This window comes from Nostoc sp. CHAB 5836 (assembly GCF_020829445.1).
Taxonomy (GTDB): domain Bacteria; phylum Cyanobacteriota; class Cyanobacteriia; order Cyanobacteriales; family Nostocaceae; genus Nostoc.
On the sequence record NZ_JAIVFV010000002.1, the window covers coordinates 95,405 to 112,637 of the forward strand.

Genomic DNA, 17,233 nt, shown 5'->3' on the forward strand with positions numbered 1-17,233 from the left:
AGCTCATCGCCTTCTAAGCAATAGCCGGATTGGGTGAGAAGCCTACACTCTACTGCTTGTAGTCACTGTAGGAGTATGTCACTGACTAGTAGTCATTAGTGAGTTTAAGGTAACTCGTAATTGAATTAGTTGGGTATTTAGACCCCAACTACTCCCTTCCCACCACAAGACTAATTTTTTTTTACGTAGACGCAAAGCGGCTTACCCTAGGCTACCGCCAAGGACACCAAGGAAGAGACAGAAAAATCAATAGGTAATCTTGTAGCGCGAAGGGAGTAATTTAATTACAGTTCAGTTAAGGCTAAAAACTAAAACTAGGGTAGGTTGTATTGAGGAACGAAGCCCAAGACTACCAAGGCTTTGTTGGGTTTCGCTGTTGCTCAACCCAACCTACTATTCTTCTTAACTAAGTTAGTTTTGAGGGTTTGTAGTAAGCACAAAGTGTGCTTAATAAATAAGGACTGAAGTCCTTACTACGAACTTGCTTAGAGGTTGTTTGAAAAGTCTAATTTATACTTCCCTCGGCGATTAAAAATCGCGGCTACACAGGCAAAACCTGCCTCCGCAGGTTAAAAACCCTTGATTTTGTATTAGTCCACGGAGGTGGACTTTGTTTATGTAGCAGCGATTTCCAATCGCCCAATACTTTTCAAACATCCTCTTAAACCCAATAATTACGAATTACTCCGATGGGGTTATCTTTACTAACTGATTCAAAAATAGTGCATTTTAACTAACAAATATAATCTTAGTTTCTAGCCAATTACTATTGACTAATTATCCATAATTAATCATAATTATTTTTCGTTAGCAAGCAATTTTTGGTCTGTATCTTCAATTTCTAAAAGTTCTGGAATAGTCACAAAACGATAGCCTTGCTTTCTAAAATTGCTAATAATTTCTGGTAAAGCTTGCACAGTTCTAGAACGGTTCCCACCACCATCATGCATTAGCACAATCCCACCAGGTTTTGAATCTTTAATCACGTTATTGATCAACTTCGGTACAGTTGGTAACTTGTAGTCTATGGAGTCAGCCGACCACATCACCACAGTATATTTTTGGCCTTTAGCATGAGCAGCTAATCCATTGTGCAAAATGCCACCAGGCGGTCGGAACAGATTTGTTTTAACACCTGTAACTTGATAAATTAGGTCTGTTGTGCGATCAATTTCAAAAGCAGCTGCTTGTGGATTCATAAAGTGATACCAGTGATGCCAAGTGTGGTTAGCAATGACGTGACCTTGAGTAACAATCTCCCTTCCTAACTCTGGATAATTTTTCAGGTTCTGTCCGACGACAAAAAACGTCCCTTTGATATTATTTGATTTGAGGATATCTAGTACTTGCTCTGTGGTTTGAGGCCAAGGCCCATCATCAAAGGTGAGAGCAATCACTTTCTGACCTTCAGTGAGTTTTGCAGCCTTAATTATTGCCCCTTGAAAACGTGAAGGCACAGAGTAAGCTAGGCCCTTTACTTGTGCTTCTTGCTGCCAAGTTCTAAGCATTGCCGCCTTTAATTTCTCAATGCGCTGCTGAGTTCCTACGTTTGCAGCGACATCCTTGAAATTTATACTTTGTCTGCTCTGAGCCTCCGAAGTATTTGGCCTTAGAAGCATCATGAAAGCAAGGCTAAAAACACCACCTAAGGCAAGTAGCGCAATTAATATTCCTTCTGGCCACAGAAACGACTTGTTGTTTTCCACCTCACAGCTCCTTCAAAGCTCGAACTATCACCACAGGTATGACGTATTCTACTGCCTGCTGCCATCGCTTCCTTTTTAAGAAAAAGTTAAATTTTCAACTGACAGAATCTTACCTTGTACTTTTTATAAAATAGACTGGACGAAAATTGATTTAATATAGTTTCTCATTGCCAACGGGCACTTATTCGTTAATCTAGATACTTTTGACTCATTCAGCAAAAATAATTTTATCGGCAGTTTAGTTCTCTTTTGGATGCTGATACTTTAGCCGAAATTGCTAGTAGCTTTTTGTCTATTAATATTTTTATCGATAATTAAGCAGATTTATATCTTATTAATAGTGCAATTTAATATTCACTGTCACCGTGTAATTACGTAAGTTGATCACATATGTTATGGGGAAGTTATTGAGAGGATGTTTTAAAAGTATTTGGCTGTATCTTTGCACTTATTGACCCCCCTAACCCACGCCAGTCGCTCATGGTAATTGCAGTGAATCCATCGGGTACGTCACAAGATTGTTCTAGTTGTGGGGTGAAAGTTCCTAAATCGCTGCACATCCGTCAGCATATTTGTACTTGTGGATGTAATTTGGATCGTGATCACAACGCAGCGATAAACATAAAGAATAGAGCCGACGGGCACGCGGTTCTTAAAGCTCAACGCCTCCTACGCAATAGCCGGATTGGTTGAGAAGCCCACACTGTACCTGTATTCAGGTCAGTGTGTGGAGTGTGTCACACAGGTCATAGTTTCTTTAGCGTACTTTTGCTTATCTTGGATAGATGCAATAAGTGTATTATTTAATATATGTACGAGTTGACGCTAAACCCGACTTTCCTAGAAATATACCTTTTGAGTCAAAATAATCAAGGTATTTGTCTCATTTCTTAAACTGGCTAGAAACTTTTATGATTCCTCACGAAAGTGATGCAACAGAAGAACGTGCGTCGTTAAAAGTATGGCGTAGTTGGCAAGAAAATCTGATTTTAATTGCGATCGCATTGTGTTTGGCATTCCTAATCAGGACTTCTATCGCCGAACCTCGCTATATACCTTCAGATTCTATGTTACCCACCTTACATACAGGCGATCGCTTGGTAGTTGAAAAAATCTCCTACCATTTTCACCCTCCCATAACTGGGGATATTATTGTTTTTCAGCCACCCGCAGAACTACAACGTCGCGGATATCCCAAAGACCAAGCCTTCATCAAGCGGGTTATTGGCAAACCTGGCGAGGTAATTAGTATTGCTTCTGGCAAAGTCTACCTCAACGGTCAACCTTTGGTAGAAGACTACATCGCTGAACCCCCAAATCACCCATATCAACAAGTGAAAGTCCCCGAAGACGAATTTTTTGTCATGGGAGATAATCGCAACGATAGTAATGACTCTCGTTATTGGGGCTTTTTACCCAGAAAAAATGTCATCGGTCGGGCAATGTTTCGCTTTTGGCCTCTCGATCGCATTGGGTTTATTTAAATAGACATCTGGTGAAAAAGAATTGTTTTGACGTAGCACTGCTACGTCTCTACAAAGGTTCTGGATAACAGTTAAGATGAGCAATTATTTGTCAATAAGCAATAATACTTAATTATTTCGACAAAATCAGGCTGAAAAGCACAATTTTTTACACTGTGATGCCTACGGCTGGCTACGCCTACGCGTCATCTAAAAAAGCATCGTTTACCCTTGTCTTCAAAACCAAGTATTTAGGTAAATTTGATACTCAACATCCTCGTTGATTTATGGCTTAATTACTGTTGACAAAAATATTTTTCCCTTAACTTGTAACGAATGCATAGAGATAGATTAGCCAAGGGGCGTGCTTGACGCTAAGAAATCTTGGCGTCTTAGCGTCTGTGGGTGAGATATTCTTTCTAACTTCCTACACCATCTCCGAAGATGCTTGCGCCATCTGCTGAGGCTGCGGCTGGAACATAAACAACGAGTAGACCACATCTCGGCGAATGTTAACCATCATATCCAAGAAGAGTTCGTAACCCTCACTCTTATACTCAATTAGCGGGTCTTTTTGACCATAACCACGCAATCCCACTGAGTCACGCAAGGCATCCATTTGTTGCAGGTGTTCGCGCCACAGGGTATCAATGCGTTGCAAGATAAAAAAGCGTTCAGCTTGGCGCATCAGTCCGGGTTGAACTTGGTCAATCTGCGCTTCTTTGAGGTCGTAAGCAATGCGTACCTGTTCGTGGAGGAAAGCTTTAATCTCGCTAACTGTTATATCTTCTAATTGACTCGCTTGCAAATCGGCTAGTAGATAGACGAATTCTTTGACTTTCTCAACCAGCTTTTCTAACTCCCACTCTTCGGAGGGCAAGTCTATGTTGATATAGTAGTCAACGATGTCATCCATCGTTTTTTCAGCGTACTTAATTACCTGTTCTTTCAAGTCTTGACCTTCTAGCACTCGGCGGCGTTCAGCATAAATAGCGCGACGTTGATTATTCATCACTTCGTCATACTCAAACACTTGCTTCCGAGTGTCGTAGTAGTAGGTTTCTACTTTTTTCTGTGCGCCTTCCAAACTGCGCGTCAGCATCCCAGATTCGATGGGCATATCTTCTTCCACCTGGAAGGCATTCATTAACCCAGCAACGCGATCGCCACCAAAAATCCGTAGTAGGTTATCCTCTAAACTTAAGAAGAATCTTGTGGTTCCAGGGTCGCCTTGTCGTCCTGCACGTCCGCGCAACTGGTTGTCAATCCGCCGCGATTCGTGGCGTTCTGTACCAATTACGTGCAAACCACCGATTCCTACTACCTCATCATGTTCCCGGGTAGTAAATTGTTCATATTCCCGCTTAACGCGGTTGTATGCTTCCCGCAATTTCTGAATCACAGGGTCGTCGATGGGAGCTTTTTCTGCGGCTACAGCTACCTTGTCTTCGGCTTCCAATTCTGGTAAGCTGCGATCGCCATATTCACGCACCGCAATTTCTACTGCATCTTTGAGTAGTTTTTCTGTTTCTTTTGTCAACTGGGTGGGGAAAATTTCTGGCGAAGCCCGCCAAGTTTTGACTTTTTTACCAGGGACAAAGCCTTGACCACCACCGTGTCCTGTAGGTAATCCGGCTGGTCTTTGCACACCAAAGGCATCTTCATCTTCTGGCATGACGATTCGGGGCATAAAGTATTCCCGCAGCTTCAGACGTGCCATGTATTCGGAGTTTCCACCCAAGATAATGTCTGTACCCCTACCAGCCATGTTAGTAGCAATGGTCACAGCACCTTTGCGTCCGGCTTGGGCGACAATTTCCGCCTCACGTTCGACGTTTTCCGGTCGGGCGTTGAGTAATTCGTGGGGAATCTCCAGTTGTTTCAGCAGCCGACTGAGAAGTTCGGATTTTTCTACGCTAGTGGTTCCCACTAATACAGGTCTGCCGAGTTCGTGCATTTCGGCACATTCTCTGGCGATCGCGCCCCACTTACCTGGTTCTGTCTTAAAGACCATATCAGACAAATCTTGGCGTCTGCGATCGCGGTTGGTAGGAATTACTGCGACTTCCAATTTGTAAATTTTTTCAAATTCCGGTTCTTCGGTTTTTGCCGTTCCTGTCATTCCACCCAGTTTTGGATACAGCAAGAACATATTTTGATAAGTAATTGTCGCTAGAGTTTGAGTTTCTGGCTGAATTTCTACGTGTTCTTTGGCTTCAATAGCCTGATGTAGTCCATCACTCCAACGCCGTCCGGGTAATACTCTACCAGTAAATTCATCAACAATTACCACTTCATCATTGCGGACAATGTAATTTACATCTTTGAGGAAAAGTTCTTTGGCTTTAATTGCATTAAAAACGAAGTGCGCCCAAGGATCTTCCGGGTCAAATAAATCTGTGACTCCTAAAAGATTTTCGGATTCAGCAAACCCTTCATCTGTCAATAGCACGTTCCGAGCTTTTTCATCTACATCGTAATGCTCGTCTTTTTTAAGTGTGAATGCTATTTCAGCAGCTTGCAGATACTTTTCTGTAGGTCTTTCCACCTGCCCGGAAATAATTAACGGTGTCCGCGCCTCATCAATTAAAATCGAGTCTACCTCGTCAATTACGCAATAATTGAACGGGCGTTGCACCACATCTGCCATTGATGTCGCCATGTTATCCCGTAGGTAGTCAAAGCCGACCTCGCTGTTGGTAACATAAGTGATATCGCATTCGTAATTTTTCTGGCGTTCACTGGGAGTCATACTTGCCTGGATTAGCCCCACACTCAGCCCCAAGAACCGATGCACCTGTCCCATCCATTCTGCGTCCCGACGAGCCAGGTAATCGTTCACGGTGATAACGTGTACACCTTTACCACTAAGGGCATTTAAGTAACTCGGCAAGGTGGCGACTAATGTTTTGCCTTCGCCGGTTTTCATTTCGGCAATTTGCCCCACGTGCAAAATGATCCCGCCAAGGAGTTGAACATCAAAGTGCCGCAAGCCTAAGACTCGCCGTCCTGCTTCCCGAACAACGGCGTAAGCTTCTGGCAATATGTCATCCAGAGTTTCGCCTTTAGCGAGCCGTTGTTTAAATTCTACGGTTTTACCTTTTAACTCATCATCAGAAAGAACCTTAATTTCTTCCTCTAAAAGGTTAACTTCAGTAACAGAAGGTTGGTATTTTTTAAGCTTACGAGCGTTGGGGTCGCCCAACAAAAGTTTTAGCATGGCAGATTATAGAACTGAATCAAGGGGGATGGGGATTAAAGGGTCGGCATTGATTATAAACATTTAACCCAGCCCAACCGTCTCGGTCGTGGATGGGTGTCAAATGAGAATTACCTCAAAAACAGGAGAAAAACTAGGGTATCAGTTTACTAAATAATTAGTTTTAACTCTTATCTTATAAGAAAAATGCTGAAAACCCCGAAGTTTAAACCTAAAAACCCAAAAAGTTTTTAGGTTTTAAAGTCCTTCAGGTAGGGGACGGCACTTGCTTTCTGCTCGAGAACGCGTCGATTGGAGTATCTCCCACCAATACGCACAATTTTTAATACCACGGGAGTGTGGGAATAGAGTTATGAGTTATGAGTTATGAGTTATGAGTTATGAGTTAGGAGTTAGGAGTTGGGAGTTATGAGTTACCATAACTCCTAACTCCTAACTTTCACTCTGCTGTCAGGCGGCGGAAATTGTAATCAGTAGCACTAGGATGACAGCTGACACAGCTGCCAAGCTGGACGGGACGTGGTAACTTAACTCCTGGATGCAAAGCTTTGAAATAACGCGAGTTGTTGAGGCGATAGGGTGTTTCTTCGTCGTCTAGCTGGACACGGGAGAAGGTCGAAAGATATTTCCACACTAATATCCGCGGCGGATCGACTAAAGGCTTGATTTGTGCGCCGTAGTGCTGCGAGTCTTGCAGGAGATTTTTCCAAGTTTGGGTGGGCAAAACTGCTGGTGGTAAGGCGATGTGGCAGGTAGAACAGTTTTCCAAATACAGTTCTTGGCCCAGTTGATATTGTGCAGGTACTACGTCAACTGTGCCAATTTCGGCGGTGGGAGTAGCACCTTGGGCGTTAGTTGCCAAGGCTAGAAGCCAGCCCATAGCTAAACTCCACGTTACAATTACCAGAAGTAAACCGAAAAATTGGCGTTTGAATTCACGTTCGGCACTTTGCTGTAGCGCTTGGCGTTGGCGTAGCCCGCCGTAGGCATCGCTGTTAGGTTGGCGAATCTCGCGATCGCGGGTTTTGCGCTTAACAAAAATTGACATTCCTCACATTCCCAAATATTTAAAAGTGGCGCTTGTGCTAATCATAAGATTTACGCAGTATTGCCGATGTTTCAGATTTTGCGTAAGTAAGTTGGCGCGAAAAAATCAAAGTATGTTACGAAACGTAAATAGCCTTAAAATCTTTACTAGTGACCAATGACAAAGGACAAATGACAGCCTTAGTCAGTTAGCTTTAATTGCGCCGACCTACTTAAGTAGTTTTGGCAAACAACGCATCTTTCATATCCGCAACAGTTTTAACCTGACTCACTAGAAAAATCAGCTACAATATCCCAAATTTCATTTGCACCAATATCTTCTCGGTCAGACTTGGAATAAATCGTTAGTAGCAAAATACTTATAGTGGACTCAACTTGATAATCAATCGGTATCCAGTACTCTTACCTTTTTGGATACTAGTGTTACGAACTCTCACCTTATAAACAACATCCTCTTGTATTAAGGAATAGAAACCGATCGCAATAATCGCTCAATAACAGTTCTGGCATTGCGTCCTCCTCTCGGAATAAGGCGATGGCAAAGAACGTGAGGGACAAGAAATTTCACATCATCAGGAATGGCATAATCACGCCCTGATAGAAAAGCTAGCGCTTGGGCAGCCCGTTGCAATGCTAACGTACCACGCGGACTGACACCAAGGGCAATTTCTTCATCTTGACGTGTTGCCCGCACCAATTCGAGGATGTACTGTTGCAAAGAAGTTGCGACTTTTACTTCAGAGCATAAGTGACGCAATTGCTGTACTTCTGCCAAGGTAATACAAGGCTGCAAATCAGCAACTTTTACACCATTTTGGAGATTTTGCAGCATTTGGAGTTCTTCTGCCTCAGAAGGATAGCCCAAACTCAGCGACAACATAAACCGATCCATTTGCGCTTCCGGCAAAGGAAAAGTACCTTGATACTCAATCGGGTTTTGAGTGGCAATGACAAAAAACGGTTGGGGAACTGCACGAGAGACACCATCAACAGTTACTTGATGTTCTTCCATAACTTCCAGCAAAGCTGACTGAGTGCGGGGTGTAGCGCGGTTGATTTCGTCAGCTAGTAGTATATTGGCAAAGACTGGGCCATTAAGAAAAGTAAATTCGCCGCTTTTGGGGTTCCAGATGTTGGTACCAGTGATGTCAGTTGGTAGTAAATCGGGGGTACATTGTAGCCGTTGAAACTTACCGTCCAGTGAACGAGCCAGGGATTTAGCAAGGAGGGTTTTACCAACACCAGGAACATCCTCTAAAAGAGCATGACCACCACCTAACAAGGCGACCAATACTAAGCGTATTGCTTCAGCTTTGCCAACGATGGTAACAGCCAGATTTTGTGTTAGAGCGTCGATTTTTTCTCTCATGCGTTGTGGGGAGTGGGGGTTGGGGAGTGGGGAGTGGGGAGTGGGGAGTGGGGAGATGAGGGAGATGAGGGAGATGAGGGAGATGGAGAGAGAAGTTGGAATAAGTTTTTTCCCTCTGCCCCTTTGCACCTCTGCCTCTTCTCCATGCCCAATGCCCCCTGCCCAATACCCAATGCCCAATTCCCTAAGAGTATTATTCCCACTCCAAACTCCAAACTCCTAACTCCTAACTCCAAACTCTAACTCCTAACTCCTAACTCCTAACTCCTAACTCCTAACTCCTAACTTTCCCCTTTAGCGCTCAAAACTTCTCTAGCAACAACGCAGTCAAGTTGAATTTGTGTTTTCAGGGCTTCTAGAGAAGGAAATTTTTGTTCAGGGCGCAAAAATTTAACTAGTTCCACAGCCAGTTTTTTTCCGTATAAATCACCAGACCAATCCAATAAATGTACTTCCGCAGATGAATAAGTACCATTTACAGTTGGGCGATTGCCGATATTCATTAGGCCCAAGCACTCATTAGCAACCGCATTTGATGTTTCACTGGGAGTGAAAATACGGACAGCATAAACTCCTTGGCGGGGCAAAAACTTTTCTTTTGGTAGTTGGAGGTTGGCGGTGGGAAAGCCAATTGTTCTGCCCAATTGTTGACCTTGAACAACATCACCAATCAGGGTGTAAGGGCGTCCTAGTAGTAGATTTGCGTTTTCGATGTCGCCCTGCTCAAGGGTTTGGCGGATCAATGAAGTGCTAATACGGGCATTTTGAGTTGCAGCAGTACTGACGCAACTGCTTTGGGTAGGCGAGTCACCTGTATAAGTTTGTAAGGGAACGATGGTAACAGGGATATTGTGTTTGGCAGCAATTAATTGCAAATCTTTGGCAGTACCACTACGCTTTTCGCCAAAACAAAAATCCTGCCCGATGCTAATTCGCTGGCATCGCAGTTGTTGCACAAGAATTTTTTCGACGAATTCTTCGGGAGTCAAAGCAGTTAATTCTTTGTCAAAGGGTAGTAATATGAGTTGTTCTACCCCAAGCGATCGCAATTGTTGGACTTTTTCATCCAGTGGCGTTAACAAAGTCCGGGGCTGCCCGGTAAAGAACTCCTGTGGATGGGGGTCAAATGTGACTACTGTTGAGTAGATATATTCTTCCTTTGTCAGTTGTCCTTTGTCAGTTGTTAGTTGTTGATTTTCCTTTAACTGCGGACTAGTGGCTACTGATAAGTGATCACCAGCGTGCAAGACTGGTTGAATTACCCTTTGATGACCAAGATGAACACCATCAAACTTGCCAAGGGCAACAGCAGTCGGCGTTAGTAGCCCTTCACTCGAAGAAGCAACCCACACAGAACATCCATTTTGAGACAAATTTAGCACGTGGATTCTGAGATTTTAGGTTTATTTTAGCTATCAGCAGGAAGCTACCTTATGGTAAACCGCCTTGAGGAGGACAGCTTTTGTAGTACCAATTTGTCATTTGTCATTTGTCATTTGTCCTTTGTCTTTTGTCTTTTGTCCAGTTACCAATGACCAATGACCAATGACCAATGACCAATGACCAATGACTAGTGTATCCTCCTGTTGTCGCCCTTATCCTGTGGTCAGCGCTCTGACAACTCTAATCTGTGCTGTCTCACCGTACACCCAACAGGTACGCTCTGGCGCTGAAAGCTTCTGATCACCAATCTAATCTAAAATCTCCAATTCCTGCGATCGCAATCTTTAGGTAGAAAATTCGCTAACAGGAAAAGATTCTGATAAGGCAATAGAGGTGGGAACCTGAAGTACCAATCCTTCCCGTGCCATAATAGCCCCAGGAAATTTCGCAGCTGCTTGTTTGCCTACACGATCTAAAAAGTCGTCATTGTGGGCGGGGTCGTGGTGATAAATCACCAGAGTTTTGACGTTAGCGGCTTGTGCGACTTTCACTGCTTCTTGCCAGGTAGAATGTCCCCAGCCAATTTTTGGGGATTTTGGGCAATGGTATTCCTCGTCTGTGTAAGTAGAATCGTAAATCAGAATGTCGGCATTACGAGCTAGCCACAGCACATTATCATCGAGTCGGTCAGGAAAATGTTCAGTATCGGTAATATACACAGCAGCACCATCACGCCAGTTGACCCGGTATCCTACGGCTTCACCTGGATGGTTTAAAGGTGCTGTTTCTACGGTAACGTCATCAATGTCTATTGGTTGCCCCGGTCGAATGTCGTAGAAATTTAAATTGGCTTGCATAATCTGCAAGGGTACGGGAAAGTTCGGGTGTAACATTTGATCATTGAGGCGCTGTTCAATGGTAGAACCATCAGGTGCGATCGCTCCGTAGATATGAAAGTCATTCCCCTTAACAAAGCCTGGGCTAAAGAAGGGAAAACCCTGCATATGATCCCAGTGAGAGTGAGTAAAAAATATGTGGGCTTCTAACGGCATTTGGTGCAACAAAGATTGCCCCAATACGTGTAGTCCTGTGCCAGCATCGAAAATTAAGCGTTTATCGCCCGCTTGCATTGATATGCAAGGGGTATTACCGCCGTAACGAACAGTGTGTGGCCCTGGACTGGGGATGCTGCCGCGAACGCCCCAAAATTGCACGGTAAATTGGTTCTCTATCCTAGACATGGGTGTTGCTTGCTGGACTGAGCGGGCGATAAATGGAAGAATTATTACTTATTTTGTCTAAGTGTATGCTGTCTCACCGATTTTGCTACAGGGAGGATTTATTGGTAAAACAGCATACACTGTTTCTGGCTAATTGTGTAAATGTCGATCAAATACTGTCAGTTATAATTTTCCACGTTTTCGGCTGAATATGTATCAGTTATTTCAATAGTGCCCCTACGTTATAGCCCACATTTTTCTGTGATGTATTTGAATAACTACAGTTTTGTGTTGATCAATGAAATAATTTAGGGGAAATTGAATTCCCACTCAGACAATTTATCTACTCCATCTCCGTAGGTAAGATTGTAGTGTAACGGGCTGATACTGATGTAGTTTTTACGTACAACATCTACATCTCTCGGTACATTTAGAGGCAGATTTAATCCAGTTGGGGGTTCTACATCCTCAACAACCTCTCCGGTTAGCCAGTAGTACGTTTTTCCACGAGGATCAACTCGTTTATCAAACACATCAATATAACGCCGTATTCCTTGGCGAGTGAGAGTAACTCCAGCAATTTCTTCCCATTTGACCGCAGGAACATTGACATTGAGCAACATTAGTTCTGGTAGCGGTTTTTGGGCTAACTGGTCTACGAGAATTTTGGCAAACTTAGCAGCCGGTTGAAAGTCTTTAGATGTGTGACTAATAAGACTCAGCGCTACGCTAGGAATGCCTTCAATTAGACCTTCCATTGCCGCAGAAACAGTACCGGAATACAAGATTTCAGTTCCCAAATTCGCACCTTGATTAATGCCAGAGAGAACCAAATCGGGGGGAGTCGAGAGCAAAGCCCACAGCGCTAATTTGACGCAATCTGAAGGCGTACCATCGCAAGCCCAAGCTTTGATCGCAGGATGAAAAATCCCTTCAACAATTTCGGCGCGAATGGGTTGGTGTAAAGTTAACCCGTGTCCAGTTGCCGATCGCTCTCGATCTGGGCAAACTACACTTACATCATGGCCCGCCTCTGCCAAGTAGTTGGCTAGGGTACGAATCCCCAAGGCAGAAATGCCATCATCGTTACTAATTAGTAATTTCATAGTTATTCATTGGTCATTGGTCATTGGTCATTGGTCACTTGTATTGAGCGCAACCTCTCGTAGAGGAGTATTGGTCATTAGTTATTAGTTATTTGTTATTAGCCATTTGTCAATGTCTGAAATCACAAGCAGCAAAAAAACATACATACTTACCAGCCCAATCGTCCCTAACTGATAAACAGAGGTTTAGTTTAGACCCTCGCCTGTGGCTGATGTTAATGGCATAACTATAAGTTTATTTATCAACCAGTTCACAGCTTTTGACTATAGACTAATGACAAATGACCAATGACTAATAACTAATGACTAGCAATTTAGAAGCTCAACTTTTAGCACTGCGGCAGTCAGGAGAAAAAGCGATCGCAGCCGCCGACACCTTAGAACGTCTGGAAGAACTCAGAGTTAACTATCTGGGTAAAAAAGGGGAACTGGGGGCACTGTTGCGAAGTATGGGGCAAATGAGCGCAGAGGAACGGCCGAAAATTGGAGCGATCGCCAATACAGTCAAAGAATCTCTGCAAACTAGTCTAGATGAGCAACGCGCCGCTTTAGAATCCGCACAAATTCAGGTACAGCTAGAGGCGGAAACTCTCGATGTAACTATGCCGGGAATTTACAACCCCCAAGGTCGCATTCATCCCCTCAATGGAATTATTGATCGGGCACTGGATATCTTTGTCGGTATGGGCTACACTGTGGCTCAAGGGCCAGAGATGGAAACAGATTATTATAATTTTGAGGCTCTCAATACCCCGCCTGACCACCCCGCCCGTGATATGCAGGATACGTTTTACCTGCCAGATGGGAATCTTCTACGGACTCATACTTCGTCAGTACAAATTCGTTACATGGAAAGAGAAGAACCACCGATTCGGGTTGTGGCTCCAGGGCGAGTTTATCGGCGAGATAATGTAGACGCGACTCACTCAGCAGTTTTCCATCAAATAGAACTTTTAGCTATTGACGAGGGACTAACTTTTACAGACCTCAAAGGCACAATTAAAGTATTTTTACAAGCAATCTTTGGCGATTTACCTATTCGCTTCCGCGCCAGTTATTTCCCGTTTACTGAACCTTCGGCTGAAGTAGATTTGCAGTGGAATGGGCGTTGGTTAGAGGTGATGGGCTGCGGTATGGTCGATCCAAATGTACTTAAGTCTGTGGGTTATGACCCAGAAGTTTATACAGGCTTTGCTGCCGGTTTTGGTGTAGAACGCTTTGCAATGGTGTTACATCAAATCGATGATATTCGTCGCTTGTATGCTAGTGATTTGCGGTTTTTGCAGCAATTTTAGGCATAGGTAATACTTATGTAAGTACGTTGGTGCGAAAAAAGGTCAAGTATGTTACAAAACGTAAATAAGCTTAAAACCTTTACTAATGACAAATGACAAATGACAAATGACAGCCTTAGCCAGTTAACTTTAATTGCGCCAACCGACTTACTGCAACCAAGGTAACAATAAATAATGACCTCAGTCTCCAGGTTAGATCAAGTTCTAGAAAGTATCGAAAACTTATCAGTAGATGAACAAGAAACATTAATTGATCTGATAAGTCATCGGTTGGCAGAACGGCGGCGTTCTGAAATTGCTGGTAATATCGCTCAAGCACAAGTAGAATATCAGACGGGTAAAGTGTTCCGTGGAACTGTTACTCAAATAATGGATGAGTTACGCCAGTGAGAACTGTAGTTTTGGCATCATCGTTTAAACGAGCATTTAAGCGATTGGTGGGACGACAGCCACAATTACAAGAGCGAATTCAAGAGCGGTTAGCATTACTAACCGCCGATCCATTTGATCCACTGTTGCAGACCCATAAGCTTAAAGGCAAACTGTCTGGAGCTTGGGCGTGTTCAGTGGATTATGATTGTCGGATTGTCTTTAACTTTGTGCAAAATATAGAATCTGGTGAAGAGGAAATTTTGCTAATTGATATCGGCACTCATGATGAAGTTTACTGAGTTTTAGCCAAACATGACCAAATCATTTTCTTTCAAAGCATCTCAAACTGATTGGGAGATAATTGATGCAATGCAAGATGAGGATATTAATCTTTCTGACATTCCAGAAGTGACTGAAGAACAAATGAAGCAAGCGGTACTGCGGGTTGGCGGGTGGATTTATCAGTTTCAGAAGTCAACGAGATTATATAGGAATCCGGTTTGATTTTTGAACAACATTAAGTATTTGTAGGGTGCGTTAGCGACAGCGTAACGCACCATTCTTAAGGATTCGGTGCGTTACGCGAAACGCTAACGCACCCTACGTATCTGTTCAGAAATCAAATAGTAGTCCTATATCACATTGAAGTAAACTATCAGTACAGTAACTTCTGTTGACGTGATATGACTGCAATCACTGGTAAACGTCTAACGCTTGAGGAATATTTGAAGTATGACGATCGCACGGATAGCCAGTATGAACTGGTAGCAGGTGAGTTGGTTGCAATGCCACCCGAAAGCCCAAAAAATGTCCAGATATCTCTCTTTTTGCTACTTAATTTCCTCAAGTTTGTCCCAATCAATCGGTTAAGTAACAAAGTTGAAATTGTTGTTGCTGGTTCTCGTGCAACAACTCGCATTCCTGACTTAGTTGTGCTGACAGATGAACTTGCAACAGCCTTAGAAGGTGCAACGCGATCCACAATCACCCTGGATATGCCACCTCCAGCATTAGTTGTCGAAGTTGTTTCTCCTGGCAAAGCTAACGAAGATCGCGACTATCGCTACAAACGTTCCGAGTATGCTGCAAGGGGAATTGCTGAATATTGGATTGTTGATCCACAAAGAAATGCAGTTACCGTACTGATATTAGTTGACGGGTTTTACGAAGAAACCAGATTTATCGGAAATAGTGCGATCGCTTCTACTATTTTCCCAGAGTTACAGCTAACCGCAGAACAAGTACTCAACGCTGGGTAACTGTAATATCTCAAATAGGCAGAAGACCAACGTCCCAGAGTAAAATGTAGTCAATAATTCCTAGCCAAAATTCATGCCATGAGTCAATGGCCTTTTTACCGTCCGATGCCATAATCGCAGAAGAAAAGCTAACCAAGTATTTACTTGTGCCGTTGCCAAAAGACGATAAATCTAAATTTCTAGCTAGGGCTGGGTACACACTAGACAACTAGCAACAACTGGAACGGGATCTACGCGCTCAAGTTTTAACGCAACCTGCCGAGGCGATCGAAACAACTCGTTATGGGCAGAAGTATGCCATTCGTGCCTGTCTGCGAGGGATTAATGGCCTTGAACTCAATGTTTTAACCATTTGGATGGTTGCAAACGATACAACCAAATTTGCCACTTTAGTGCCAGATCAAGGAGCAAACTCATGAAGGTACAGCACCCTCTATTCTCCCAAGTTGCTTTAGCGCAAGATATACCAGAATACAACCTGAAGCAAGGTAATGTTGCAACAATTGTGGAGCATTACCCCATGCCTGAAGGAGAAGAGGACGGATATAGTCTGGAAGGGTTTGATTTGCCCCATGTGACGCTCGAAGTAGCAGCATCTCAGATTATCCCTATTGCCCAGTGGCAGCAAGAAGAATTTGAGAAAGATAGATCAATCAGTTTAGATGATTTATTTCATAAATTTCAGATGTGTCCTAACGGTATAACTTCTGAAAATTTTAAACAAGCATTAACAGAATATGAAAATGAATTTATAAAAAATTATAACATCATAGATACATTTGATATTTAGCGATTTTCTGGTCTAGCAAAGCCATCTCCTTCATCGCTGGAAACTACATATTACACAGCTAAACCACCCTCCTGCTGACCATAACTATTGGTAAACTAGAGACAACGCCAGTTCTGCTGAGTTATTCTTTCTATGTTTGCTGAAACTTCCTCGCGCTACGTTACCCGTAACCCTGAAATTTTGAGTGGAGAGCCAATTATTATAGGTACTCGGACATCTGTTCGTGCCATTGTCGGTTTGTGGCGATTGGGGATTATGCCAGAAGAAATCCTGAACCATTTGTCACATCTAACGCTGGCACAAGTGTTTGATGCCTTGAGTTTTTATCTCGATCATCAAGCGGAGATTAATGAATACATTGAGCGAAACCGAGTACCCGATGAATTAATACATCCATCTGTAAAAGCTATGTTAGGCAAATCGTGACAGTTTTTGCTGCGCTTTACAGCGATGAGGATATGTCAGCGTTGGTTGCTACACTGTTGCGATCGCGTGGTTTTGATGTAATAACTGTTTCAGAATATGCAACCCTCGGCAAAACTGACCGTGAGCAACTTGAGTTTGCAACTTGTATGAGCAGATGTATTCTGACACATAACCGTGTCGATTTCGAGCGGTTGCATCTCCAGTATATAGATGAAAATAAAGAACATTTTGGAATTATTGTTGTGCCTCAGAAAAATGCTTATGAAATAGCGCAACGGATTGGTATTCTGGTAAGCACACTAACGGTTGATGAAATTAGGAATCAGCTGTTGTATGGATGAATTCTTCCAAATTAAAAATATTAAGGTGGTCAGTAAATGACAAGTTCAATTTGATAGGTTCGTAGTTGCCGCTTTAGCACTAAAGCGGCAACTACAAACAATCGTTAACCTAAGCTCGACTTTATCCAAAATTAAGAACTCGGTTTTCTTTATGCGGCAAAAACCCTGGCTTTTTAGCAAATACTTTTTCCACTCTACAGGTTATCCATAAAATTCAAAAACTAAAACTACCGTTC

General features: G+C 43.1%; 18 protein-coding genes and 1 pseudogene. 11 read left to right on the plus strand and 8 right to left on the minus strand.

The window, feature by feature from the left end:
• Window positions 1–797: 797 nt before the first annotated feature.
• Window positions 798–1,706, minus strand: a complete 909-nt coding sequence (locus tag LC605_RS00970; protein WP_229545713.1) for a polysaccharide deacetylase family protein — start codon at window positions 1,704–1,706, stop codon at window positions 798–800.
• Between the two features lie 477 nt (window positions 1,707–2,183).
• Here LC605_RS00970 and LC605_RS00975 point away from each other — a divergent pair.
• Both LC605_RS00975 and lepB read left to right on the plus strand, forming a co-directional pair.
• Window positions 2,184–2,399, plus strand: a pseudogene (locus LC605_RS00975) (zinc ribbon domain-containing protein); the annotation flags it as partial.
• Between the two features lie 218 nt (window positions 2,400–2,617).
• Window positions 2,618–3,190 (plus strand): signal peptidase I, encoded by a 573-nt coding sequence (gene lepB / locus LC605_RS00980; protein WP_229545714.1) that lies wholly within the window; start codon window positions 2,618–2,620, stop codon window positions 3,188–3,190.
• Between the two features lie 406 nt (window positions 3,191–3,596).
• On the opposite strand, the gene secA is transcribed toward lepB, so the two are convergent.
• From secA to surE, 7 genes are all read right to left on the minus strand, one after another.
• Entirely contained in the window at window positions 3,597–6,389 is a 2,793-nt protein-coding gene (gene secA, locus LC605_RS00985; RefSeq protein WP_229545715.1) for a preprotein translocase subunit SecA, read from the minus strand.
• A 439-nt stretch (window positions 6,390–6,828) separates the two neighbouring features.
• Window positions 6,829–7,437, minus strand: coding sequence for a diheme cytochrome c (locus LC605_RS00990; RefSeq protein ID WP_229545716.1), 609 nt, complete (start codon window positions 7,435–7,437; stop codon window positions 6,829–6,831).
• Between the two features lie 459 nt (window positions 7,438–7,896).
• A complete protein-coding gene (locus LC605_RS00995; RefSeq protein WP_229545717.1) occupies window positions 7,897–8,805 on the minus strand; it encodes a MoxR family ATPase in 909 nt (302 codons plus the stop codon).
• On the minus strand, window positions 8,802–9,008 hold the full coding sequence (locus LC605_RS01000; RefSeq protein WP_229545718.1) for a hypothetical protein: 207 nt from the start codon (window positions 9,006–9,008) through the stop codon (window positions 8,802–8,804). Before LC605_RS01000 ends, LC605_RS00995 begins: the two co-directional genes overlap by 4 nt.
• A gap of 78 nt (window positions 9,009–9,086) precedes the next feature.
• Complete coding sequence (locus LC605_RS01005) at window positions 9,087–10,187, minus strand: bifunctional riboflavin kinase/FAD synthetase (RefSeq protein ID WP_229545719.1); 1,101 nt, start codon at window positions 10,185–10,187, stop codon at window positions 9,087–9,089.
• A gap of 345 nt (window positions 10,188–10,532) precedes the next feature.
• The gene (locus LC605_RS01010) at window positions 10,533–11,429 is read right to left on the minus strand and encodes an MBL fold metallo-hydrolase (protein ID WP_229545720.1); all 897 of its coding nucleotides are present in this window, start codon (window positions 11,427–11,429) and stop codon (window positions 10,533–10,535) included.
• Between the two features lie 287 nt (window positions 11,430–11,716).
• Window positions 11,717–12,514, minus strand: coding sequence for a 5'/3'-nucleotidase SurE (gene surE / locus LC605_RS01015; protein WP_229545721.1), 798 nt, complete (start codon window positions 12,512–12,514; stop codon window positions 11,717–11,719).
• A gap of 302 nt (window positions 12,515–12,816) precedes the next feature.
• Here surE and pheS point away from each other — a divergent pair, with 302 nt between their 5' ends.
• The 9 genes from pheS to LC605_RS01055 all read left to right on the plus strand — a co-directional run bounded on the left by pheS (window position 12,817) and on the right by LC605_RS01055 (window position 16,997).
• Window positions 12,817–13,809 (plus strand): phenylalanine--tRNA ligase subunit alpha, encoded by a 993-nt coding sequence (gene pheS / locus LC605_RS01020; protein ID WP_229545722.1) that lies wholly within the window; start codon window positions 12,817–12,819, stop codon window positions 13,807–13,809.
• Between the two features lie 174 nt (window positions 13,810–13,983).
• Window positions 13,984–14,199 carry a hypothetical protein gene (locus LC605_RS01025; RefSeq protein ID WP_229545723.1) on the plus strand — a complete coding sequence of 72 codons (216 nt, stop codon included), beginning with the start codon at window positions 13,984–13,986 and terminating at the stop codon, window positions 14,197–14,199.
• Window positions 14,196–14,480 (plus strand): type II toxin-antitoxin system mRNA interferase toxin, RelE/StbE family, encoded by a 285-nt coding sequence (locus LC605_RS01030; RefSeq protein ID WP_229545724.1) that lies wholly within the window; start codon window positions 14,196–14,198, stop codon window positions 14,478–14,480. The genes LC605_RS01025 and LC605_RS01030 overlap by 4 nt, the downstream gene beginning before the upstream one ends.
• 13 nt (window positions 14,481–14,493) lie before the next feature.
• Window positions 14,494–14,685 carry a hypothetical protein gene (locus tag LC605_RS01035; protein WP_229545725.1) on the plus strand — a complete coding sequence of 64 codons (192 nt, stop codon included), beginning with the start codon at window positions 14,494–14,496 and terminating at the stop codon, window positions 14,683–14,685.
• 179 nt (window positions 14,686–14,864) lie between these two features.
• A complete protein-coding gene (locus LC605_RS01040) occupies window positions 14,865–15,440 on the plus strand; it encodes a Uma2 family endonuclease (protein ID WP_229545726.1) in 576 nt (191 codons plus the stop codon).
• 218 nt (window positions 15,441–15,658) lie between these two features.
• Window positions 15,659–15,859, plus strand: a complete 201-nt coding sequence (locus tag LC605_RS34125; RefSeq protein ID WP_369010346.1) for a DUF6883 domain-containing protein — start codon at window positions 15,659–15,661, stop codon at window positions 15,857–15,859.
• The gene (locus LC605_RS01045) at window positions 15,856–16,230 is read left to right on the plus strand and encodes a DUF4926 domain-containing protein (protein WP_229545727.1); all 375 of its coding nucleotides are present in this window, start codon (window positions 15,856–15,858) and stop codon (window positions 16,228–16,230) included. The genes LC605_RS34125 and LC605_RS01045 overlap by 4 nt, the downstream gene beginning before the upstream one ends.
• A 132-nt stretch (window positions 16,231–16,362) precedes the next feature.
• On the plus strand, window positions 16,363–16,656 hold the full coding sequence (locus LC605_RS01050; protein WP_229545728.1) for a DUF433 domain-containing protein: 294 nt from the start codon (window positions 16,363–16,365) through the stop codon (window positions 16,654–16,656).
• Window positions 16,653–16,997, plus strand: a complete 345-nt coding sequence (locus LC605_RS01055) for a DUF5615 family PIN-like protein (protein ID WP_229545729.1) — start codon at window positions 16,653–16,655, stop codon at window positions 16,995–16,997. The genes LC605_RS01050 and LC605_RS01055 overlap by 4 nt, the downstream gene beginning before the upstream one ends.
• Window positions 16,998–17,233: the final 236 nt, after the last annotated feature.